The sequence below is a fragment of the Chamaesiphon sp. OTE_75_metabat_556 genome (assembly GCF_031378165.1).
GTDB lineage: Bacteria > Cyanobacteriota > Cyanobacteriia > Cyanobacteriales > Chamaesiphonaceae > Chamaesiphon.
In genome coordinates, this window is sequence record NZ_JANNDR010000215.1 from 1 (window position 1) to 22,273 (window position 22,273).

The window sequence follows — 22,273 nt, forward strand, 5'->3', positions numbered from 1 at the left end:
CAAACAAGTCGATGTGACGATCGCTGGATTAGATCCGGTGTTTGAAGGCTATAAGATCGTGCAACTGACCGATCTGCACGCGCGTTCGGCCATTATGAATCGCCAGCAACTAGCCAAAGTTGCCAACGTCGCCAGTCAGCAACAGCCAGATCTGATCGTCCTCACTGGGGACTATATTACCAATGATGCTGGCAAATCGGAAGAAATGCTCGCGAATGCGTTTAGTCAGCTCAAAGCCAAAGATGGCGTCATTGCGACTATGGGCAATCACGATCGTGCAGATCTTAAGGGTAGTCGCTTGATCGAACGTGCACTTCAGACGGGTCATGTCAAATTGTTAAATAATAGCGTCCAGTCGATCGATCGGCAAGGGCACTTGTTAAATATCGCTGGGGTAGACGATGTCTGGCTCAAATACGCAGATCTCCCCAAGACAATCGCCCAATTACCGAATACTGGCGCGAATATCTTGCTAGCTCACGAACCTGATTTTGGCGATATCGCGGCGGCTAGCTATCGATTTGAGCTGCAACTTTCGGGACATTCTCACGGCGGCCAAATCGTCTTGCCGTTTGCACCCAGAATCACCCCAGTCTGGGGCAAAAAATATATTAATGGACTCTACGAACTAGGGGGAATGCAACTCTATGTGAGTCCCGGTGTCGGTACGACTGGCCCACCACCAGCGCGATTTAACTGTCGTCCAGAAGTCTCGGTCATCGTGCTCCACCATCTTTAACTTGGTGGGAGTGGCCGCTGGAATGCCATCGTGGCTAGCGTGGCGATGGCGAGTCTACTGTAGCTTTCGATCTGGATTAGTGCCAGTGCGCTCTGGATTGAGACGGTTGCGACCGCGTTGGATGACTTGGAGGATATCTGTCAGTCGATCTTCCATTTCATGCAAAACTCGATCAGCATATTCATCCGCACCAGCCTGGATTTGCTGACATTCACTCGTCACGCGGGCGCGGAGGCGTTCCATTTCTTGGCTGTTGAGATCGCGCAGGCTTTGTGCTTCTAGGATCGTCTGTTGCCTAAGTCGATCGCATTCAGCGAGCGCGATTTCCTCGATCTGCCTAGCTTCTTGCTCGGCTCGATCGATAATCCCCAATTCATTGGCAACTTGATAAGCCCGTTGATTGGCTTCAGCGATAATTTGCTGGGCTTGTTGCTGTGCTGATTGGATCAAGTGCTCTCTATAATTGACAATTTCCTGGGCGGTAACTACGATTTCGGGCAAATTCAAGCGAATCGAATCGAGTTGTTCTAATAGCTCTTCCTCGTTGACCATCGTTTTACCCGTCAAGGGCACGCGAGGACTTTGCAAGATGCGGGTTTCCAAGCCTTCGATGGCTGCAAATACATCCAAGGACTCGAATGTTGCTGGGGCAATTTCAGTTTCGATTGCCCGATCGATGAACCGCTGTGTCCGGGAATCTCCGAGAATACCGGAGTAGATTTCGTCTGCTAAGAATGGGTGGTTTTGTTGTAACATTGGTAGATATCTGACGCAACATGAGGTGAGACGAGATGGTCGATCGAACCGTTGAATCTAGCAATTTCTTTCACGATGCTGCTGCTCAAGAAACCATACTCCGTGGAAGTTGCTAAAAATACCGTCTCGATCTCTGTAGACAAGGTTTTATTTGTGTGTGCCATTTGCAGTTCTTTCTCGAAATCAGACAGCACTCGGAGTCCTCTGAGCAGGACACGCGCGCCAAGTAGATTCGCATAAGTAACGGTCAATCCCTCAAAGCTATCTACTTCTACTTGGGGTAAATGTTTGGTAGCTGTGCGAATTTGACCGAGACGTTGTTCGACCGTAAATAATGGTGTTTTACCAGGATTTCGTAGTACCGCTACTACTACCCGATCGAACAATTTGCTGCCCCGTTCGATAATATCTAAATGACCGAGTGTAATCGGGTCGAAACTACCAGGGTAAATTGCAATCACTATTGGTTAGAATTAATTCGTTGACCACAAAAAATTAGATCTTAAGTAGAAGCTAATGTTAGAAACAATTTACGACTGCTGCTCTGGATATCTCCAATATTTTATAATTTCTTCACAGTTAGATCGACAATTGTTAGCAACTCATGAATAATTTGATACCTACGATACCAAATATGATGCCTACCGCCGGAAATCAGTCTTCTAATAAGCTAGGCATCTGACGGCGATCTTGAGGGATAAAAGCCCGATCTCGCGGCAATGCAGCTACCGCCGCTGTCAACAAAAATTCACCGCGATCGATCGCCGCTTTGAGCGCGATTGCCACCTGTCGCGATCGATAAATACTCGCCAATGGTGCAACTCTAACTGTTTTGCCTTCGATTTTAATCTTGCCCGACTTGAGCTGCTCGTAGCTGACGAGTCCAAATGTCGGTCGCACGCGACGCGGAATCGAAAAATCGACGATCGGCGCGAGGATTTCCCGATCCTGTACTGCACACCGCTGCACGATATCGGCATTTAAGACCGGAATCGGCACCCCGACACCCAACATCAACGAGGGGCCATAATTTTTGAGATAGCAGCCACGCACCCAGTTGGGATCCATCTGTTTGGCATCGCCAATTAAAGCCAAAGTCGCACCGGGACCGATCGGTGTCCGATTTTCACCCCGCTTTTGGAGCGGAAAATGCTGGGTACCTTCCCACGCCACATAACCAATTCCCCCACCCAACCAAATCCGCGTGCCGATGCCAATCACATCGAGATCGGGATCGTTGAGGAGCGGGGAGATTGCCCCAGTATTCGAGTAGACCGCATTCCCCAATCGTGGCTGTAAGGGGCCTAAATAGGTGTACAACTGCCGATCGCCCCCATTGACCCCGACGACGAAGTTTTGGTAGAGATTACGGGGATTGTAGAGATAAAATTGATTGATCGTATCTTTGGTAATCGTCGTATCGAAGGTCGCGCGCGGATAGCAATCAGTACCTTGGCCGATCGCCCGCAATGCAACACTTTTGCCAGCAATTAAATCGGCGATCACATGGGCACCACCCCGCTCTTTGCGATCGTCACCATCCCCGATCTCGCCCGCATAATCGACTAATTGGGTTGCGCCAAGATAGAGATCGACCGCCCCAAAACCCGCATAAGCAGGCACTCCATCTAACGTACACGATCGAATCTTAATCGGCGGATCGGTATGTCCGAGATTGAGAATTGCCCCTGATGATTCCATCGGTTCAAAACTGCCAGTCGTAATTACGTCTACCAGCTCGGCAATTTTGGCGATCCCCAATTCCGCAACTTTCAGTTTTACCTCGTCTACCGTCCAGACTACCGCTTGTTGGCTGCTGATTTTGTCGTTGATTTGGTCGATCGTTTTCATGAATTAGGGGGTAGAGGTTAGGAGGTAGGGGATCAGGGATAGAGTTGAGTTAGTTAGTGTTTGACCATACCTAATTTTGACTACTTTTTACCAGCGCACTCACATTGCCCCAAAACAATTTTTACTCACGATCTCGCGATCCTTAATTGGTTAGTTGTCACAACCGAGTGGTAGAGTCGAATCGAAGTTACCGCTCCCCAAATGCCAACCCAACTCTAATATTCGTAAAGTATGCTGTTATAGGTATCTATACGATCGATCGCTGGCTGCTTCTAAGCGGTAAGGTAGCTGAATCGTTAGCAGCTAATTTTGAGATTCTGGGAGTCAGAGCGTGGCATCTTATCGGGATATTATCGGATATTTTCGGGGTTATGGGACGATCGCGGCCATTAGCATTGCCGCTTCGAGTCTGTTTGAGGTGGTGGATCTCACAGTACCCTATGCGATCGGTCAAATTCTCAATGTCCTCTCCAAGCAACCGCTCGACGCGCCTTTAGTGGCACTCATTAGTACGATCTCCACTAGCTTCAATCTGCCAGCATCAACCGACTTATCGTTAGTCCTGCTGTTGGCGATCGTCTTTGTCGTATCTGTCGTGCGCGCACCGATTCAGCCCTGGATTGGGAGTTGGTTCCACTGGGCGATCCCGCTGCGAGCGAGACGAGATCGTGCCGATCTGACGATCCAAAAAATTCTCACCTTGCCCCTATCTTTTTACGATGAAAATAACCCTGGTCGGATTGCCGGAAGAGTCGCACGCGGGTTAACCAACCACACTTGGACTTATCCAGAAATTGCCGGACAGTTGATTCCGAAATTAGTCAGAATCTTCGGCATTTTTACGGTCATTTGTCTGTTGGAATGGCGGATTGGGATCGCATTTGCCCTCTCATTTACGGCGATTCTCGGATTTAGTCTCAAAGGGTTGCGCTATATCATCAACCGCGAGGCACTCCTGGATAGTTATATGGAGAATACTGAGAGCCGCACCTCCGAAATTATTACCAATATCAAAACTGTCAAAGCTTTTGCCGCCGAACCCTACGAACTCGACAGGCAACGGCAACGCCTAGATCGCGAGTTAACCGTGGTACTCTACCGGATTCATAAGAGTTATGTGCAGTTGAATATGTGGCAGCGGACTGTCGTTCAAAGCTGCATCTTTGGCGTATTGGTGATGACTCTGCTGGCTACCCTACGTGGCGAACTATCTTTAGGTCATTTTGTGACGTTGCTGACAGTCTCCAGTATGGCTTATGCCGAGTTAGAACCCTTGAGTATCTTGGCAGAGTTCCTAGCCCGACGCTATGCCTCGATGTTGCGATTCCATGAGTTTATGCACGAGCCAGTGGGCAGCGATGCGATCGATCTGAGCTTAGTCGAGCGATCGACGGTGACATATGATTTCGCAGGTAAAATTGAGTTCGAGCGGCTGAGTTTCGGTTACGATCCAGACCGACCGATCTTGCACGATATTAATCTGACGATCGAGCCATATCAAACCGTCGCTCTAGTTGGCAAATCGGGTTCGGGCAAGTCCACGCTCGTGAAGTTATTATTGCGTTACTTTGAGCCGACTCAGGGACGCATTTGTGTCGATGGTATCGATGTGCGATCGCTGGCAATCGGCTCGTATCGTGCTCGGTTGGCGATCGTCCATCAGGAGGTTGATATCTTCAATGGCTCGATTATGGACAATCTCCGCTACGGCAATCCCACTGCCGATGACGATGCAGTGGCAGCAGCCTGTCAAATGGCACGGGTCGATGAATTTATCCACGAGCTGCCCCAAGGATATGCCACGGTGGTAGGAGAGCGCGGCGTACGGTTGTCGGGAGGACAGCGGCAGCGGTTGGGGATTGCCCGCGCGCTGATTGTCAATCCGAATGTGTTGGTATTTGATGAGGCTACTTCCAGTCTCGATTATGAGTCGGAACGTGCCATTCAGCTTGCCATGCGCTCGATTTCGGGGACGAGAACGATGCTGATTATCGCGCATCGACTCAGTACTGTCCGGGATGCTGACAAAATTGTGGTATTGGATCGCGGGCGCATTGTCGAAGTGGGGACGCACGATGAGCTAGTACAGGAGCATGGTGTTTACGCTCGACTCCACGCGCTGCAAGAATCTGGAGTGCTGCCGTCTTAACTTGTGAGGGCAAAATCCATGCTTCATACCCCAATTCAGCAACGCCATATTTTTTTTGCACTACCGTAATCCCAGTTTCACCAAAAATTTCACCACCATTGACATTCAGCAGCCGATCTTGCTTATGCCCGCGCACCAGCAGTGGTGAGTAGAGCGACTGCTTGACGAGAGCGAAAGGATTTCTGGGCTTCACTGAGAGCAGTAGCCCCCCAATTATTTTGAGGAGTAAAATCCGCTCCATGTTGCAATAGCAACTCGATGACTTCTAAGTCTCCCCGCGCAGCAGCCATCATCAATGGTGTCCACCCACCCCGATTGCAGGTATTTACGATCGCGCCCCGCTCGATTAATAACTTAACCGCATAGAGATGTCCATTTTCCGCAGCGAGATAGAGGGCAGTGTCTCCGATGTAATTGGTCGCGTGAAGATCCGCACCCCGTTCGAGAAAATGTGGCAAGGTATCGGTTAAACCAAGTCTGGCAGCGATCGTGAGTTCAGTCTCTTGACAAGCATTCCGGCCATCCACAGCAGCTCCCCGCGCCAGGAGTAACTTCATGACATCCACTCGACCGGATTCGGTCGCATACAGCAAGGCTGTATAGTTAGCCGCATTTCGTGCATCGATCTCAGCTCCAGCATCTAATAGGGCGATCGCAATCGCCGCAAAACCCTCGTCTGCTGCCCACATCAGCGGTGTATTCCCCCGATCGCTCAGCTCGACTAGACGTGGGCTAATTGTGCCATAAATATTGGGATTGGCTCCCTGTACTAGCAATGACTGAACGAGGGCTAGTTCGCCTTGAAAAATGGCCTGAAGTAGCTTTATTTCTGATGAATCCACAGATCTGTTCTCCCCTGCTAATGACTCCAATCCTAGAACTCACTTTGTTTAGTCAATCGCGTACCCATAGTGCTAATCCGCCACCGCGTCCGCGTGCAGCAATCCCCTGTTCGCTAGCCCAGAAAAAAGCAAAAAATGGTAAGCTGGCCACCGATAATTTGGCAAAATTTCGTTGGCCGCGTTTACCACTGCGAATTTTGCCTTGATAAACTTTAACACCCAGGATCTTGAATTGAATTTCGGTAAAATCAAATGCTAGTAAATTCTTCTTGCCGGGATAACGACACGGCCCGCTAAATTGGATCTGAATGCTGCCGACTAATAATCGATTGGTCACAGTCCCCTCGATCGAGTCAGCTTGTTGGGTAAAAGTAATCGATGCTGGGGTGAATTTGGGCAGGTAATAGCCGCGACCCAATTTAATTCCGCCGCGTTGTTGATCTTTACTTGCACCTGTGGCAAAACAGAGTCGCCATTCACCGCGTAACGATCCAAACGGAATCGCTAGTTTATCTTTTCTTGCTGCTAGTTCCGCTGCTTGCAGCGCAGCTTTGAGGACATCAGCACTCGGACGATCGGTAGAGTCAGCAGCTCGATCTAAGATAGTTGCAAAATCAGCAGTGGGTATGTTCACGATCTTCCTGGTTCGAGTTTTTACTAAGGCTAGAATACAACACTAACTTCAATTTAGGTTTTACATTTAGCTGCGAAAATAATCCGCCACCGCACCAATTGTCGATCGATTTGGCGTAATAGCTGGGTGTCTGCTGTTGGTAAATCAACGGAACCGGATTGACCTTCAAGAAAGGCAAAAGCCGATCTAAATGCTTGGGGTGTAGCGATCGTTGGTGACTCAAAATGACAGGAAATAATCCGATCGAACTGCCACTGGGTGACCCGATCGACCCAAGCGATCGTTTGCTGGGGAGCGCGATTGAGAATTAATGTTTGGAGAATCGGTGCGACGAATAAGCGGCCATTGCCTTGTAATTCGACAAACTTGTGGTGCCAATCAGTCTGCCAGTCAAAGGGATAGATCCCAAAATAGTCGCGTTTGCTGCGGGCTGGGGCAGTTGAGGCGGCGTGCAAGGTTTCACCCCAATTGCGAATTTCTAGGACGCTGGGCTGGAAATAGAGCGCAAACAGGCAGATCCGCTGCCAGCCAGTCAGGCGATGGGCGGGGGTATCGACGATCGGATCGCTGGCGCGATCTCTGGCATGAAATAATAAGGGATAGGGTTCGAGTTCGAGAATAGTGGGTGGGGAAATCGGCAGCGAAATAATCGTATCGGTTACTAATAGTGTCCGCGATCGGCGATGAAAAAAGGCAACTTCGGCAAACTGTCCCGGCCCTAAATCGATCGTGTCAAGAATGGCATAATCGAACTCATCCCCAAAGGGGGTCTGACGACTATCTGCGGGTAAAATCTGGGTACGATCGATCGGCAAACCCAGCCAGCTCAAGGGCAAATTGACTGGAAAACTCCACTGATCTGGAGTTACCCATACTTGTGCCTGCGGAAATTTACGCGCAAATGGCCCGACAAAAACCTTATGTTCCAACCCCGAAATTGTGGGCAGGATGATATATTTGACATCCCCATGCAGGGCAACTAGCTCATTTACCAATTCCAAGCATTCGCCAGTTGGGGCGACGGGTGCATACACGAACAAGCCGCCAGTAGCTAACTTAACGACTGTCATCCGAATCGGCACGACGACATAAAAGATGCCCTGCACCTGCTCGAATATCCAAATCGTTTCTGGTACTACTTCCCGCCGCATCGTCCGCCGCTGATTGTAAGGATAGATCGGCAATGTCAACCAAAATGGCCACGATCGATCTGCCGATCTTGTTGCTGTCGTGGCGGTGTTTACTCGTTCGTCTAGAGTCACCCTAAATCCGCCTCCAGCCATACCCGTACATCAACCGCTATCTCCACAAATTATCCACCTGCAATCGTTCGCATCGGCCACTCCGCCAAACCGCAACTTCACAATCTGGGGCAAGTGTATCGTCAATTATATATTCTTATTCGAGATTTAGCTAAACCTCGAATCAGCAGGCGGACTTTGGATCGTTAGCGGAGACTAAAGTCTAGTCTCCAGGCAAATTACGGCACACGGACAAATTACTGATTCCCGATCAAGACTATCTGTCAATGTAATTTCATCGCGATAATGTCGCGGTGTCTGCATCAATAACTGCCATGCTTTACCCACTGGAATCAGATTATAAGATTCTGGATAGTGAGTTTGCAATAATTCCTGTACCAAGGGATAGTAATCGGAATTAATGCTCGGAAATAAGTGATGCTCGGTATGATAGGAAAAATTAAAATGTAACAAGTCAAAAATCTTGGGCATTTTTAACGAGACACTATTTACCAATGGATCGTTAATATCTGTCATCGGACAGAGGAAATGATTGGTATAAATATAAAACATTACCCCGGCATAACCAATTCCCAGCGGCAATATATATGCTAATAAAATTGCCAGCGGATTAAACTTGAGGATGGCGAGAATACTTAGATGAATTATACAAATTGCGACTAACTCGATCGCGATCGTTTGACGTTTGCGTGAACTGACAACTACTGGTGCTGGCACATAATCGACATCATCGCGATTGAAGATCAAAATTGCCGTGATGTGGCGAAAAGTATGTACCACCCATGATGTTGCCATCCCCAAGATCAAGAATGCCCAATTTACGCCAGAAGATGGGACGAACAGATTTTGAATCCACTTGCCCCAAGTATCGTTTTGGCCGACTAAATACATCCGATCCGGATCGCCGATCGCATTAGTTTCGGTATGATGTTTGTGATTGTGGACGGATTTCCACAGCGTCGGCGGCATCCACAACAGTGCCAAAGCCAAACAACTGGTTAGATATCTTAAAGCTGGCTGTTTGATGGTACTACCATGCATCGAATCGTGGGCGGCAAATAAACAGATAATAATGCTATTACCCATTACTAAACTTAAAGGTAGATAGAGCCATAACCACTCGATCGACCATCGATCTAAGTCACGAGCGATCGCCCAACCAAGTCCTAAAATCAGGAAATTGATCGCGAGCACAAATAATTTATGGAAGTTTTGTTTAAAGGCTATTTCGGGAAGGAGTGGTCGCAGTACCTTGAGATATTCAGTTTGAGAGATCATTAATTTCTGACAATAGATTTTTTGTTACCACAGCTTGTTAGATTAATAATTGACGATCGCCGCAATAGACAATTCAATCTATATTCTAACTTAACTATCGATCGCGATCTCGCTGTCTGTTGATTTCTTGTTGTAGTTTGTCGATCTCATTCTGTAAGCGGTCAGCTTCACTCGTAGTCGGCTCGGTACCGACCGTATCGACCGTAACTCGTTGATAGTTCCCGCGCCGAATTTCTTGATATTCGATCGAGTTTGTCCATTCTTGGAGATAGTGAATGCGTTCGACCGGAAATGGATGACTGAGCATCCCATTGACACCCACATACATCAAAGCTTTATAAATTTGATTCAAGCCGTCGGCATCGAGATTGCGATAATTTTCTGATTGTTTGATAAATTCTTCCAAACTACATTCATCGATGAATTCCTTGCTGCCACCAGCAATTTTCATCATCGTGTTCATCACCGTACGCGGATTTTCCATCACCAATAATGCCGCTCGATCTGATGATAACTCTGCCTTGCGCCGCCATTCATAAAAAGCCACGATCAGCCCGTTGCTGACGATATTCCCTAGTCCAAAGGTCATTTCACCGATGACTGAAGCAGCATTCATCACCCACATCGCCATTTGGATCAAGATTGTATGTCCGCACTTAATATGTCCGAGTTCGTGGGCTAAGACAGTCTTGATTTCATCTGGTTCGAGTAGATCTAACAAGCCAGTATTGATGACAATATAGGGATTTTCTTGTCCCATGGCATAACTATTGACTTGGGGATTTTGACTGACAAATAATAGTGGTTCGGGATAAATATCCAAGTCGCGCACGCATTCTCGAAACATGCCATAAATAGTTGCGTATTGTCTGGGGCCAGCCTGAATGCTATTCCCCATCAGATAGACTAATTGGGGACGCTCATATATGAATTCGACAAATTTACTCGCGACCAAATTAAAACCAGGTACGCTTCGCAACGCCTGTTCTGCTTGCAGATCGAGAGGATGTTTGAAAGCCTCGCTGGAAATACCTGGATAAGTAGCCATATGGGTGCTAAATTAGAGTTGGAAATTGTTCGGAGCAAGATGTTGGATTGTAGTCCCGATCTCTATTATATCGATCGGCTATCGATCAAAAACAATTAGTAATATTTTGTCTGAATTGAGAGTACAAGCAGAGTTTTTCGATATCTTCGATCTTTCTAATCTCCGTACTAAGACTCGAACAAGTTACCGATCGCCGCTATGAATCAAAATTTAGTTGATAAGTTACTATTGGATTTAAAAAATAGCGATCCGAATATTCGCGAACGCGCTACGCGGCAACTCTGGAGTATTTGGTTTTGGCAAAAAGGCAAGATTCCCCTCGCCCAGATCGAGGAGAGTGAAAAATTGCTATCAGCAGGTAATGTGGCTGCTGCTACATCAATTTTAGACGATCTAGTCGATGCCTTGCCAGACTTTGCTGAAGCCTGGAATCGGCGCGCCGTCCTCAAATTTATGACTCAAGACTACGATCTGGCGATCGCCGACTGCGAGATGGCACTCGCCCTCAATCCCGTTCATTTTGGCGCGCTGCATGGGTTGGGCTTATGTCATGCCGCGCTGGGCAACTATTCAGCCGCGATTAGGGCGTTTCGGGCAGCACTGGATATCCAACCGCACGCGATCGAAAATCAACGTCTAATTCTTGAATGTACGGCCAGATTGAGCTAGCGATGTAGTACTTTCCTCAGCGATCGAGTACTCGATTAGCGGGGGGCGAGCAGTCTATCCACGCGATCGATGATTCAGTCTGTCAAGTGGCGCAGCGGCCAGGTAAAGTAGAACGTTGTTCCCTTACCCAGTTCTGACTCTAGCCAAATCTTCCCTCCGGCAGTTTCGACGATTTTTTTGACGATGCTCAGACCGATACCCGTGCTATCGGGATTTTTTTGAGGATTGGCGGCTTGGAAAATGATGAATACTCGATCGCGATATTCTGGTGCGATGCCTGGGCCATCATCACAGATCGCAAATTCATAGCTATCGCCTAGCTCTCGACTGGAAATCCGAATGCAGCCATCCGACCTATCGTGATGCTTGAAGGCATTACTAATTAGGTTTGCAAATACTTGGGATAGTAGCAGTCGATTGGCGGCAAAGGTGGGTAGGGCGGCGGCGATGTCGATCTCAAAGGTCGGTGGTGGCTCGATCGATTCAATAACTTCAGATACTAACTCCGCAACCACAACTAGCTCTAACTGACCATCTTGGCGACCGACACGTGCATATTCGAGCAGTCCATCGATCATCCCTTCCATCCGATAGATCCGACCTCTGAGCAGATTCATTTGCGCTGCGGTATTTGCCGAAACCGCACCTTCAAAATCTTCTTCAATCCATTGGGATAGGTTCGCCACGGCGCGCAGGGGTGCTTTGAGGTCGTGAGAGACGATGTGGACAAAGCTATTTAGCTCTTGATTGCGCTCTTGGAGCTGGATTTCCGATCGGGCGAGGCGACTATTGAGATCGGCGAGTTGGCGGGCGCGCTCGGCGAGGGAGTCTTCGGCTTGTTTCCGATCGAGTAAGTCGGCTACCTGTCGGGCGAGTACGTCGAGCAAGCGCAGTCTGCGGACTGTGGGCTGATGCGGTATCCGCCAATGGGTACAGATCGTACCGACGATCCGACCATTGCGCGAAATTAGTGGTGTGGACTGTACCGCTCTAATCCCACTCAGCCGAGCACAATCGAGGTCTACTGACCCAAACGGCAAATTGCAGGTTTCGAGATCGCTGATGAATGTCGGTTCGCCAGTTGCGGCAGCCTTACCGCTAGCAGTATTTGCATCAAGGCTCACCGATTGCCAACGCTCTACCGCTGCTGGATGCAAACCCCGCGATGCTAGCAGCCGTAGCTGATTCCGGTCGGGGTCGAGCGTGTAGACGGTACCGAGATCGGCATCCATTAAGGCGATCGCCGCATCGACGATTTGCTCATACAGGGCATCGATATTGTCTTCGCTAATCAACTGACTGCTGATCTGCTGTAACTGCTGCATATCGACTACCTCTGCTGCTAGTTGCGCCTCACTAGCGCGCAGTGCTTCCTCTACCCGTTTGCGCTCGGTGATATCGATCGCGACACCCAGCATCTGGATCGGTGTGCCAGTAGTGTTATATGTACAAGAACCTTTCGCCGCAATCCAATGGATCGTCCCATCCGGCCAACAGGAGCGGTATTCGATATCGTAATCTGCCTGCTCCGCCATCGATCGAATCACCGCTGCCTGAGTGCGCTGGCGATCGTCGGGATGGAGGGCAGCGATAAAAATTTCGTAGGACATATCCGCAGCCGCAGGTAAGCCGAAGATCGCTTTACACTGCTCCGTCCAGGTGAGGGTATCGGTTTCGAGATTCCAGAACCACATGCCTAACTTGGAGGATTCGGTCGCTAGGCGCAATTGCTCCTCCCGCTCGCGTAATGCCGCTGTAGTTTGTCGCTGCTCGATCGTATCGGCGGCTTGACGGGCGAGTAAATCGAGAAACTGGAGCTGGCGATCGCTCGGTCGGTGGCGAGTGCGCCAATGAGTAGACACCATGCCGATCGGTTTACCCGTGCGCGAAATCAGTGGGGTAGACTGAGCGGATAACAAGCCTGCTTCCACATGCAGCCGCAGCGAGCCATGCGGGTCTGGGTGCGGCGCGTCGAAGTCTACAAACGTCCGAGTACCGCTACCGATCGCGATGCCGCAGGAGGTATCCGAACTAGCATCTACCCGCATGAAACGATCTGTCATGGATGACTCGAACCCTTGTGAAGCAATCAGGCACAAATCTTGCGTCTGCTCGTCGAGAATTTGGATCGTGCCTGCATCGGCACCAGTCAGATCGATCGCCGCAGCTAGAATCTCGCGATAGAGAGTTTGGGAATCATCTTCGCTTACCAGTCGTGCGCCTAGTTCGCGGAGGAGTTGGGTATCGCGGAGGTTGGCGGCAACTTCGGCTTCGGCGCGGGCGCGTTCGACGCGGGGGAAGAGGCGATTGGCTACTTCATAAATCAGCTCGATCTCATCCTCGCGCCAATCACGCGATCGCACATCATTAATTGTCAGCAAATATTTCCAGTTGTTACCGCGATGAAACGGTACATTTACAAACGCATGAACATTAAAGGCAGCATATCTGTCTGCATTAGTCCGCGCATCAGTTTGGGTATTGCCGACGACGATCGTTTCTCTCGCTCGTGCCGCGCGGTAAAATTCCGCACTGACAAACTCACAGAGCTGATAAGTACCAACTAAGTCCAGCGTATCTGCGCTATGCCAGTTGTACTCTACGATTGCCCGATCTTGCGCCTCATCGATTTCGGTAAACAGACATTGTGAGGTATCGAGATATCGACTCAGCTTTTCGCCTACTATCTGCATAATTTCATCAGCGGTGATGAGTCGGGCAAAGTCGTCCTGAATTGTGGCTAAAAAGGCTGTATTTGCTTCGTCGCGTTTGCGCACAGTTATATCCTCAAAAATCACCGCCACGCGCCGACTGTCGGCATTGTCGATGCTGAAGGCATAGAAATTGTACCAGGCACCCAGCGATGAGGCATCCAACTCGTGACGTTCGCCGATACCTGTCTGAGCAACGCGACCGAGCGTTTCAATCCAATGCGCTTCTACGCTGGGGAAAAATTCCCGTGCCTGCCGTCCGATCGGATTTCCACCCAGCATTTGTACTGCGGCTGGATTTGCATCTAGATACCGGAAGTCAATCGGTCGATCGGTAGCATCAAAAAGCATCTCAATCAGAATGTAGCCCTCATCGATCGACTCGAACAAGCTGCGATACTTTGCTTCCGACTCCCGCATGGCTACTTCGGCACGAGCGCGTTCGACCGCCGCCCACGTCCGCTCGGCGACTTCTTCAGCTAGATTTAGTTCGTCTGGGGTCCACTCTCTCGGCTCAGACGTATGGGCTGTAAGTCCCGCAACGAAGTCACCGCTTTTGAGCAGGGGGATAACGATGTAGGCACCAATCTGAGCCGTAGCATAAGCCACTCTCTGCTCTGGGAATAGGTTGGGTGCTGATGCGACATCAGCGGCAGATAGGGACTGACCATTACGTAATGCCGCCAGTACGGTAGAGCCGAACGAATTGATCGGGTAGCTGCCGCACATCGATCTCACACCATTAACATAATCGCGATCGATAACATAATCGGTACCGCGCACCTCAAAGTACATGACCCGATTTGCACCCAGGTAATCGCCCAGTAAGCGGCTAGCAGTAACTTGGATCTCGACGGGGTTGGCAAGTGGACGGAGGGCATCAGCCAGGGCGATCCGAAAAGCATCAAATTTCGCAGCGCGCTGCGAAATTTTTTCTGCTTGTTTGCGCTCCGTGATGTTGGTAAACACGATCGCGACGCGGTGGCTAGCGGCATCGCCAACCCTAGCAGCATACACATCAAACCAACGGTTCATCGGTGCGGAATGGTTTTCAAACCGCACCGCTGCCCCCGTCAGCGCGACCTTGCCATAAGTTTCCATCCAAAAGTCTTCGAGATCGGGAATCAGTTCGCGCGCCGTTCTGCCCACTGCGTCTGCGGGTAATCCCGTCAGGCTGAAGAATGATGGATTGACCTGGACGAACCGATAATCGACTGGCTGCTCTTGGGCATCAAAGCGCATTTCCACCATACAAAAGCCCTCATCGATCGACTCAAATAGGGTATGGTATTCGATCTCTGACTCGCGCAGCTCCGCAGCGGCTAATTCTAGCAGTTTGGTTTGTTCGATCGACAGCAGTTCCGCGCGTTTGCGTTCGCTCACGTCCGCCATCAAGATCGCCAGTCCGTCATCGGTGGGATAAACGCGATGCTCCACCCAGCAATCTACCTGCGCGTAATAATACTCGAACTGCGCCTCCACCCGTTCGGTCATCGCGCGGTTGAGGAGATCGAAAAACTCGATGCCTACTTGATGCGGGAATACTTCCCAGGCTTGTTTGCCCAAGACTTTTTCACGGGGCAACTCAAAAATTTCTAACAGGCGATTATTGGCATAGGTATACCGCCACTGCCGATCGAATGTCGCAAAGCCATTGTTAATATTCGCGACGATCCGATCGAGATTGGCTTTTGCTGTATCGGTTTCTTGTTGTAATGCCCGTTCGCGATCGCGCGCACTCAATCGGATTCGGGCTAGTTTGAGCGTAGCATCCACCCGCGCGACTAGTTCGCGCGGCGAAAACGGCTTGATGATATAGTCATCCGCGCCTGTTTCGAGTCCAGCGATGCGCGATTCTTCTTTAGCATAGCCAGATAACAGAATGACGGGGAGATCCTGAGTTGCTGGATTAGCACGGATCGATCGCAACAACTCCAAGCCATCCAGCTTGGGCATCAGCACATCTGTCAACACCAAATCCGGCATTTGGCGATCGATCGCCGCCATTGCCTCCACACCATCTACGGCAATTTCCACCTGATAAGATTGGCTCAACAACTGCCGTAGATAATCGCACGTATCGGCATCATCATCAGCGAGGATAATTCGCGGACGATCGATCGAGGGCGGCGGCGGTAGATCGAGCGGATCTGGCAGAGCTTTACCTGCTCTGTCGATCCCATTGGTACCAGACCGCTCTAATCCGGTTACAGCCTCGATGCATCGGTCTATTTCTGCGCGATCGTCAGCGTTCTCGATCGCCATTGTGCTAGCCTTGACAAAAATTCGATCGGCAGGTACTTCTTGGTCTGGACATAACATGACAATGACCCTTGTTGCTGAAGATCCACGCCCTTAATTTTAGTTTAAAGTTCTCAGTAGCAACAAGCTAGTTTTTGGAAATTCGATCGGGCTGAGATTTTCGCTGTATTTTACTTGAGGAAGATGCTGTGTGTAGCTGTCGGATGGGATTGGCCGACACCAGCAATTAAATTAACGAGCTGCTAGGCACCTTCTAATGGAGCCATCGTCAAACCCGCGCGGCGTAACTGCTGGTGATAGAGTTCGGCTTGCTCCTGCGGTCCCACCCAGACGATCGCTTGGCCTTCAAAATGGACTTGATTGGTGAGTTCCCAGGCACGATCTTCGCTCATGCCTGGGATATAAGTCATCAAACAAGTATGTACGTGCTCAAACGTATTAAAGTCATCATCCAAAACGATCACCTTAAAGTTCGGATAAGGTTTGGAGATGGTGACTGTTTGACTGGATTGTTCGGGCGCGAACACCATAGTTACTTCCATTCTTGCCAATTATTATTAAAAATTGAAGTATTCGGAAACGATGTCGGATTATTGTTTGCTTCGAGACGTTTGCGAAGCTCTAGTAGTGAGGTCGATCGATCGGGGAGATTTTCGACCATTTGGGCGGGAGTAATGCCTTTGTCCAAAGCAAATGCAGCCGTAGTACCAGCCGCAGCCCCAGCAGACCATTCAAACGAATGCACCCGATAGGCCGCAGCAGCGACATGACTGGTCGCGATACTTTTGCCAGCTACTAACATATTATCAATCTTTTGGGGAATCATCGCCCGCAGGGGAATTTGGAAGGGGTAAGCTTGGCCTTCACCTTTGCGCGCGCCAGCACGTTCGCTATTATTGGGGGCTTCCGGCGGTGAGTTTTGCATACAGGGATGAAAATCGATCGCATAGTGGCCGATGCCGACAGTATCGGCATAGATAGTCGCTCGATTGCGCGGCGTCGGTCGATCGCCAGTCAACACATTCAATGCATTCACGCCCGATAAATTAGCTTGTAGTCGCCGATATTCGGCGGGCGATAGTTCTGGCATTTTTTTGGGATCGAGCAGGTTATTGCGGCTCATATCCACCTCTGCAATCACAAATCCATCTTTATGTCCATAGCTAGGTCTGCCGATAATCCGGCGGCCTTCACGAATATAGGGATATTTTGACAACCCATGCTTCGTCCCCATTGGCGAGTCCAACCCACTCAGATAGCGTTGATTGGGATTGGGCGTCTTCACCCAGTGGTCGGGGGATTTGGGATCGGGATTAGCGCGCGAATCTGTGGTGCCAGCGACCAACCAGTAGTAAAAGCCTTGGGCGTGTTCTTCCCCCTTGCGGAGGGTATCTGCCCGCAATCCGCCCATCCAGCCGCCAGGTTGAAGTTGACCGCCAGCTTGGAGCTGAGATCGATCGAGAATCAGATTGTCATTGGCACTACTCGGCCGATAATCATTCCCCCACGTCCAGTTTTGCATCGAGATATCGCCAGGAGTCGGCGCGGTATAACTAATCCCGCCGAATTTAGTCTTTTGGCCGGCACCCGAACTCAAAATCCGCCGATAGCTGTATACCAATCCAAAATCAGCCAGCCGTTTGAGTTCGTAGCTATAGTACGGCGCGTACTGTTGGTAAGAAACCGGTTGTACCTGCAATTGAGGGGTCTCTGTCGTCTGCATTGCAAACGGATATGTAAAACCCTGGGTACAGTAGGTGTCGCCAGTGGTACTAGCCGAGGATGGCTCGTCGGCAGATCTGGGGTCGAGTCCTAGCCGGTAAGGAACATCGGCCAATCCGACGAGTTCGCCTGTCTCTGTCGCATCGACTACATACCAATCTGCGGGTTTCGCCGCTTGCTGCTGGGGCGTTTTATAAGTTGGAATTAAGATGATTTTCTGCTTTTGAAACTTGGCAGAATCCCGATAGCTATAAGCATCATCGATCGTCCGCGAGAGCGGTTCGGTATTGAGCGGCGCAGTTCCTGGCTGCGGTTGATGTTGAATGGCGACTAAAGCTGTAATTTGTTGGCCATTGCCTCTTTTGCCAACAATTAGTTCTTTAACTACGGTATTTGGCAACCAATGTAGTTTTCCTTTCCCTTTCTGCTCGGCAGTTTTGAGCATTCCATACAATAGTTTATGAGCATCTTTCGGGAGGAAACAAACTTCGCTCACCCAACAGCTACCCGCATTTAACTTGCCATAATAATCTTCAACTTTTTGCCGAAATTCTAGGTAGCCGCGCGAGAAATATTTTTTCGATCGCTGAGTCGGTCGCTCATCTAGTGCGGACACCCCTTGGGATGTAATTTGGCCGCCGACCCAGTCGGTAATCTCGGTCATGCAGACTTGTTTGCCTGCGAGTAAGCCTTCGTAGGCAGTCGCTGTGCCGCTCAATCCACCACCAGCGATCGCGATATCGCAGCCGATCGTCCGATCGACAGGTTTCGGGTCAGCAGCAAAAGCGATCTGGCAGCCTAATTCGATCGTCAATATCGATCCCAAACAGAGCGCAGCTAGGGGTCTCTCGATCTTTAGTTGAATCTTCATGTGGGTAAATGCGGGGTTTTCAGACAAATATGCACTCGTGACATATCTCCAATCATGGTACACGATCGGCGATCGACTGTAATTTGGATCGATCTTAGTGCACGGAGCCGTCAAAAACTAAAATCTATTGCTGACAATTCGTTGGCAAAGCCTCTCAGAATGAGAATCGACAACCTCGATCGAGGATAATCGAGATGTTTGTTACAGATCGATTCGATCGCGCCCTATCAATGAGTACCCCTCCTGTCTCCACCGAACCTACTACTTGGCCGCTGCTACTCCAACAACTGCTCGATCGCCAATCCCTGAGCCAGCAGCAAGCCACCATGCTGATGCAGGGCTGGTTGCTCGGCGAGATTCCACCCGTCCTCTCTGGCGCGATTTTAGTGGCACTGGAAGCCAAAAAGATTACCGCTCACGAACTCGCAGGGATGGCGCAAGTTCTACAAGCTTCTAAGATCGCCCATCCATACCCAGTCATCGATACCTGTGGCACTGGGGGCGATGGTGCAGCGACATTTAATATCTCCACCGCAGCAGCGTTTGTGGCCGCCGCAGCCGGGGTTAAAGTCGCCAAACATGGCAGTAGGTCAGCATCCAGCCGCGTCGGTTCTGCGGATGTTCTGGAGGCATTAGGGGTGAAATTGTCAGCTCCAGCCGAGCGGGTGACAGCGGCTTTAGATGCCGTCGGGATTACCTTTCTATTTGCGGCTGGTTGGCACCCCGCGATGAAAGCGGTAGCACCCCTCAGACAAGAATTAAAGATTCGGACGGTATTTAATTCGATCGGCCCTTTGGTCAATCCCCTCCGGCCGACAGGGCAAGTAATTGGTATCGGCTCACCACATTTGCTGGAGATAATGGCGACCGCCGCCGGAATTTTGGGAACCCAACAAGTGATCGTCTTACACGGGCGCGAACGATTGGATGAGGCTGGTTTGGGAGATTTAACCGATTTGGCAATTTTGACCAATGGACACGTTGAACTGACTAGTCTCGATCCGCTGGAATTGGGGCTTACTCCCGCACCGATTACCGCCCTCAAAGGTGGCGATGTGGCTGAAAATGCGGCCATTCTCACCACTATTTTGCAAGGTAAAGGCACGGCGATCCAACGCGATATTGTCGCGCTCAATGCGGGTTTAGCACTCCAAGTCGGTGGTGTGGTACCCATCGGCGCGCATCAACAAGCGATCGCGATCGCTCAAACGGTACTAAGCAGTGGCAAAGCTTGGGATAAGTTGACGGAATTAGTCGCGTTTTTGGATCGCCGAGATTGATATTCACAGTTTTCACAATGCGCTAAAAATCTGGGGGTAGGGGTAATTCATGAATTACCCCTACCCCCAGATTTGCGATCGAGACAGACTTTAATTGTTATTGCAAGATCGTTTTAGAAACCATCCGAGTTTTCTTTTTCTCAGCTTCGGAGAGATCCTCGCCACCTTGCAGGATCGTCGCATTGGATTGCAATACGGTCGCCGCATTAGTATCGCCCATTTGCAGGGCAGTTTTGGCCGCAGTTTGGAGCAGGGTCGCCGCACCCGCCCGATCTCCTTGTTGGAGTTTTTGTTCGGCAAGTTGAGTTTGCCGATATTTAGCTAGGGCGAGTGTTTGTTGCTGAACGTTACTATCGACGACTGGCTGATGATTGGCAGTGACAGTCACGTTCACATCCACTGGCGGCGTCAGCAAATTGGTCTTGCCCTGGGCGGGGTCATCATAGCGAATTTGCAGCGTCGCGATCGCTTGTTCGCCTTCGGCTAGTTGCCCGATATAGGTATTGACCAAAATTACCCGCGACAGATCTTTCATCAAGTCGCCCAGGCGGACGATTTGGAGCTTGCCATCATCTTCGACGGCCAACTCGATCGTCTCTGGAGCTACTTGAGCGACAGGTTTGAGTTCGGCGAGGCGGACTTTGGGCTTGAGTTCGAGTTGTAGATAAGCATTGGTTAAGCCGACTGATTGCATCCGGTTGAAGATCCGGCCAAATTCTCGGACGGCTTGCGTTGCTTCTTCAATGTAGGCAAGCGTCCCAGCCGCCGTATCGGCAATTTTTTCGAGGATATTTTGGTTCCAATTTTCCCCAAATCCGAGCGTATTGAGCGTGATATTACTCTCGGTCGCAAATCCAGAAAGCTTGATACACCGTTCGTCGTCACCATGTTCGTTTTCGCCATCGGTGAGGATAAAGGCGTGGGAAACCCGATCTTGCCTGCCTTCGAGTAATTGGGTAATACCCAGTTTAATCCCCGCGTCGATCGCGGTACCACCTGCCGCTTGCAATTTATCGATTCGATCGAAAATCTCACTCGGATCGGTGACTTGCTGACAGGGGACGATGACTTCGGCTTGATGATCGAATGCCACTACTGACAACCGATCTTCGGGTTTCAAACCGTTAATCAATTCCTGCGCTGCTTGTTTGACGGTACTCAGCGGTGTACCTTTCATCGAGCCACTGTGGTCTAAAATCAGACACAAGTTCAGCGGTAATTGCCGATCTTCAGGTTCGGCGACAGCAGAAACCTCGATCGAGAGCTGCCGCTGATTGTTACCTTGACCGATCTCTATTTGCGGATCGCTGATTGCAGTTTCGATGGCAACTTGCATCGGGTTTAACTCCTAAATAGTGGATAGCGATTCGCGCTCCTCGGGTTCCCCGAGGGTTTAGCGAATCAAGACAGTGGATAGTGGATAGTGGGTAGTGAATCAAGACAGTGGGTAGTGGATAGAACAACAGATTTAGCGGTTGGATTTCCAGGGATTTTGGGTTCTATTTTCGTTCGATCCCATCGACACCTGAATGTCAATAAACCCTATTCACTATCTACTCTCCACTAACTTACAATCCCTCCAACGGCACTCCTAGAAACCGAGCTAAATCTGCCCCTTGAGTTTCTAATTCCGTCAACGAAATCGGTTCGCCCACGCGAGTCAATGGGATTTCGCGGCGACCTTTAATCCGCACGTAGAGCGTGCGACGGGGGCTGAGTCCATCTTTGATATCGACTCTGACAGCTTGCGCGTCAGCCAGTTGGCTTTTGAGTTCGATCCGCCGATTTTTGCCGGGGAACCCATTCCGAAAAATGGTAATCTCACCAGCTTCGCGATCGAATTTATTATAACCACCGCCGATATCGAGCAGAATTGCCCCCCATAAATAAGTAGCGAGTAAGGTACCAGCTACGCCATAGAAAGTTAGGGCGATACCCTGGGGAATAAATGCTAATGCCAGCGGATTGCTGACTGGGAGTAAATTGACTTTGAAATAGCTAGAGAGTCCAGCGAGCAAGAAGCCGATGCCGCCAATGGAAACAACAACCGCCCAAAAGTAGTTACTAAAACGGCGCGAACCCAAGACAGGCTGGGACAAAACTGTCCGCTCTACGGTAACTGATGGATTAGACATTTTGAATAATTAGTTTTGATATATTTGGTCGATCGCCAGTATCTCTACCTACTATTACCGATCT

17 protein-coding genes are annotated in these 22,273 nt (G+C 49.9%); 4 read left to right on the forward strand and 13 right to left on the reverse strand.

Features of this window, described 5'->3' with window-relative positions; translation table 11 throughout:
• The coding region (locus RMO27_RS08855; RefSeq protein ID WP_309731462.1) for a metallophosphoesterase at positions 1–739 on the forward strand (739 nt) is incomplete at its 5' end.
• Positions 740–793: 54 nt separating this feature from the next.
• Here RMO27_RS08855 and RMO27_RS08860 read toward each other — a convergent pair.
• From RMO27_RS08860 to RMO27_RS08870, 3 genes are all read right to left on the reverse strand, one after another.
• Positions 794–1,495 carry a hypothetical protein gene (locus tag RMO27_RS08860; RefSeq protein WP_309731463.1) on the reverse strand — a complete coding sequence of 234 codons (702 nt, stop codon included), beginning with the start codon at positions 1,493–1,495 and terminating at the stop codon, positions 794–796.
• Positions 1,468–1,956, reverse strand: coding sequence for a pantetheine-phosphate adenylyltransferase (gene coaD, locus RMO27_RS08865; protein ID WP_309731464.1), 489 nt, complete (start codon positions 1,954–1,956; stop codon positions 1,468–1,470). The genes RMO27_RS08860 and coaD overlap by 28 nt, the downstream gene beginning before the upstream one ends.
• A gap of 193 nt (positions 1,957–2,149) precedes the next feature.
• Positions 2,150–3,346: a homocysteine biosynthesis protein gene (locus RMO27_RS08870; RefSeq protein WP_309731466.1), complete on the reverse strand. Its 1,197-nt coding sequence runs from the start codon at positions 3,344–3,346 to the stop codon at positions 2,150–2,152.
• A 331-nt stretch (positions 3,347–3,677) separates the two neighbouring features.
• Between RMO27_RS08870 and RMO27_RS08875 the strand changes: the two genes are divergently transcribed.
• Positions 3,678–5,495, forward strand: a complete 1,818-nt coding sequence (locus RMO27_RS08875) for an ABC transporter ATP-binding protein (protein WP_309731468.1) — start codon at positions 3,678–3,680, stop codon at positions 5,493–5,495.
• Between the two features lie 122 nt (positions 5,496–5,617).
• Here RMO27_RS08875 and RMO27_RS08880 read toward each other — a convergent pair whose 3' ends face one another.
• The 5 genes from RMO27_RS08880 to RMO27_RS08900 form a co-directional block, all read right to left on the reverse strand.
• The gene (locus RMO27_RS08880) at positions 5,618–6,337 is read right to left on the reverse strand and encodes an ankyrin repeat domain-containing protein (RefSeq protein ID WP_309731469.1); all 720 of its coding nucleotides are present in this window, start codon (positions 6,335–6,337) and stop codon (positions 5,618–5,620) included.
• 52 nt (positions 6,338–6,389) lie between these two features.
• Complete coding sequence (locus RMO27_RS08885; protein WP_309731471.1) at positions 6,390–6,971, reverse strand: hypothetical protein; 582 nt, start codon at positions 6,969–6,971, stop codon at positions 6,390–6,392.
• 53 nt (positions 6,972–7,024) lie between these two features.
• Positions 7,025–8,233: a DUF4336 domain-containing protein gene (locus tag RMO27_RS08890; protein ID WP_309731472.1), complete on the reverse strand. Its 1,209-nt coding sequence runs from the start codon at positions 8,231–8,233 to the stop codon at positions 7,025–7,027.
• A 195-nt stretch (positions 8,234–8,428) separates the two neighbouring features.
• Complete coding sequence (locus tag RMO27_RS08895) at positions 8,429–9,427, reverse strand: fatty acid desaturase (protein WP_309731474.1); 999 nt, start codon at positions 9,425–9,427, stop codon at positions 8,429–8,431.
• Positions 9,428–9,605: 178 nt separating this feature from the next.
• Positions 9,606–10,559 (reverse strand): M48 family metallopeptidase, encoded by a 954-nt coding sequence (locus tag RMO27_RS08900; RefSeq protein WP_309731476.1) that lies wholly within the window; start codon positions 10,557–10,559, stop codon positions 9,606–9,608.
• 198 nt (positions 10,560–10,757) lie between these two features.
• Between RMO27_RS08900 and RMO27_RS08905 the strand changes: the two genes are divergently transcribed.
• Complete coding sequence (locus tag RMO27_RS08905; protein WP_309731478.1) at positions 10,758–11,228, forward strand: tetratricopeptide repeat protein; 471 nt, start codon at positions 10,758–10,760, stop codon at positions 11,226–11,228.
• Between the two features lie 74 nt (positions 11,229–11,302).
• Here the strand turns inward: RMO27_RS08905 and RMO27_RS08910 are convergent, their stop codons facing one another.
• The 3 genes from RMO27_RS08910 to RMO27_RS08920 all read right to left on the reverse strand — a co-directional run bounded on the left by RMO27_RS08910 (position 11,303) and on the right by RMO27_RS08920 (position 18,794).
• The gene (locus RMO27_RS08910) at positions 11,303–16,261 is read right to left on the reverse strand and encodes a GAF domain-containing protein (RefSeq protein WP_309731480.1); all 4,959 of its coding nucleotides are present in this window, start codon (positions 16,259–16,261) and stop codon (positions 11,303–11,305) included.
• A gap of 182 nt (positions 16,262–16,443) precedes the next feature.
• Positions 16,444–16,743, reverse strand: a complete 300-nt coding sequence (gene clpS, locus RMO27_RS08915) for an ATP-dependent Clp protease adapter ClpS (protein WP_396133647.1) — start codon at positions 16,741–16,743, stop codon at positions 16,444–16,446.
• Positions 16,734–18,794 (reverse strand): FAD-dependent oxidoreductase, encoded by a 2,061-nt coding sequence (locus RMO27_RS08920; protein ID WP_309731482.1) that lies wholly within the window; start codon positions 18,792–18,794, stop codon positions 16,734–16,736. The genes clpS and RMO27_RS08920 overlap by 10 nt, the downstream gene beginning before the upstream one ends.
• A gap of 230 nt (positions 18,795–19,024) precedes the next feature.
• Between RMO27_RS08920 and trpD the strand changes: the two genes are divergently transcribed.
• Positions 19,025–20,074 carry an anthranilate phosphoribosyltransferase gene (trpD, locus tag RMO27_RS08925; protein WP_309731513.1) on the forward strand — a complete coding sequence of 350 codons (1,050 nt, stop codon included), beginning with the start codon at positions 19,025–19,027 and terminating at the stop codon, positions 20,072–20,074.
• A 97-nt stretch (positions 20,075–20,171) separates the two neighbouring features.
• On the opposite strand, the gene RMO27_RS08930 is transcribed toward trpD, so the two are convergent.
• Together RMO27_RS08930 and RMO27_RS08935 are read right to left on the reverse strand one after the other, a co-directional pair.
• Positions 20,172–21,410: a VWA domain-containing protein gene (locus tag RMO27_RS08930; RefSeq protein WP_309731485.1), complete on the reverse strand. Its 1,239-nt coding sequence runs from the start codon at positions 21,408–21,410 to the stop codon at positions 20,172–20,174.
• Positions 21,411–21,642: 232 nt separating this feature from the next.
• Positions 21,643–22,209, reverse strand: coding sequence for a photosystem I assembly protein Ycf4 (locus tag RMO27_RS08935; RefSeq protein WP_309731487.1), 567 nt, complete (start codon positions 22,207–22,209; stop codon positions 21,643–21,645).
• Between the last annotated feature and the right edge of the window lie 64 nt (positions 22,210–22,273).

Bases quoted from the DNA above. Each gene is read 5' to 3' on its own strand.
- RMO27_RS08860 (WP_309731463.1), bottom strand. From the start codon at position 1,495: ATGTTACAACAAAACCACCCATTCTTAGCAGACGAAATCTACTCCGGT.
- RMO27_RS08870 (WP_309731466.1), bottom strand. From the start codon at position 3,346: ATGAAAACGATCGACCAAATCAACGACAAAATCAGCAGCCAACAAGCG.
- RMO27_RS08900 (WP_309731476.1), bottom strand. From the start codon at position 10,559: ATGGCTACTTATCCAGGTATTTCCAGCGAGGCTTTCAAACATCCTCTC.
- RMO27_RS08905 (WP_309731478.1), top strand. From the start codon at position 10,758: ATGAATCAAAATTTAGTTGATAAGTTACTATTGGATTTAAAAAATAGC.
- RMO27_RS08910 (WP_309731480.1), bottom strand. From the start codon at position 16,261: ATGTTATGTCCAGACCAAGAAGTACCTGCCGATCGAATTTTTGTCAAG.
- clpS (WP_396133647.1), bottom strand. From the start codon at position 16,743: ATGGAAGTAACTATGGTGTTCGCGCCCGAACAATCCAGTCAAACAGTC.
- RMO27_RS08920 (WP_309731482.1), bottom strand. From the start codon at position 18,794: ATGAAGATTCAACTAAAGATCGAGAGACCCCTAGCTGCGCTCTGTTTG.
- trpD (WP_309731513.1), top strand. From the start codon at position 19,025: ATGAGTACCCCTCCTGTCTCCACCGAACCTACTACTTGGCCGCTGCTA.
- RMO27_RS08930 (WP_309731485.1), bottom strand. From the start codon at position 21,410: ATGCAAGTTGCCATCGAAACTGCAATCAGCGATCCGCAAATAGAGATC.
- RMO27_RS08935 (WP_309731487.1), bottom strand. From the start codon at position 22,209: ATGTCTAATCCATCAGTTACCGTAGAGCGGACAGTTTTGTCCCAGCCT.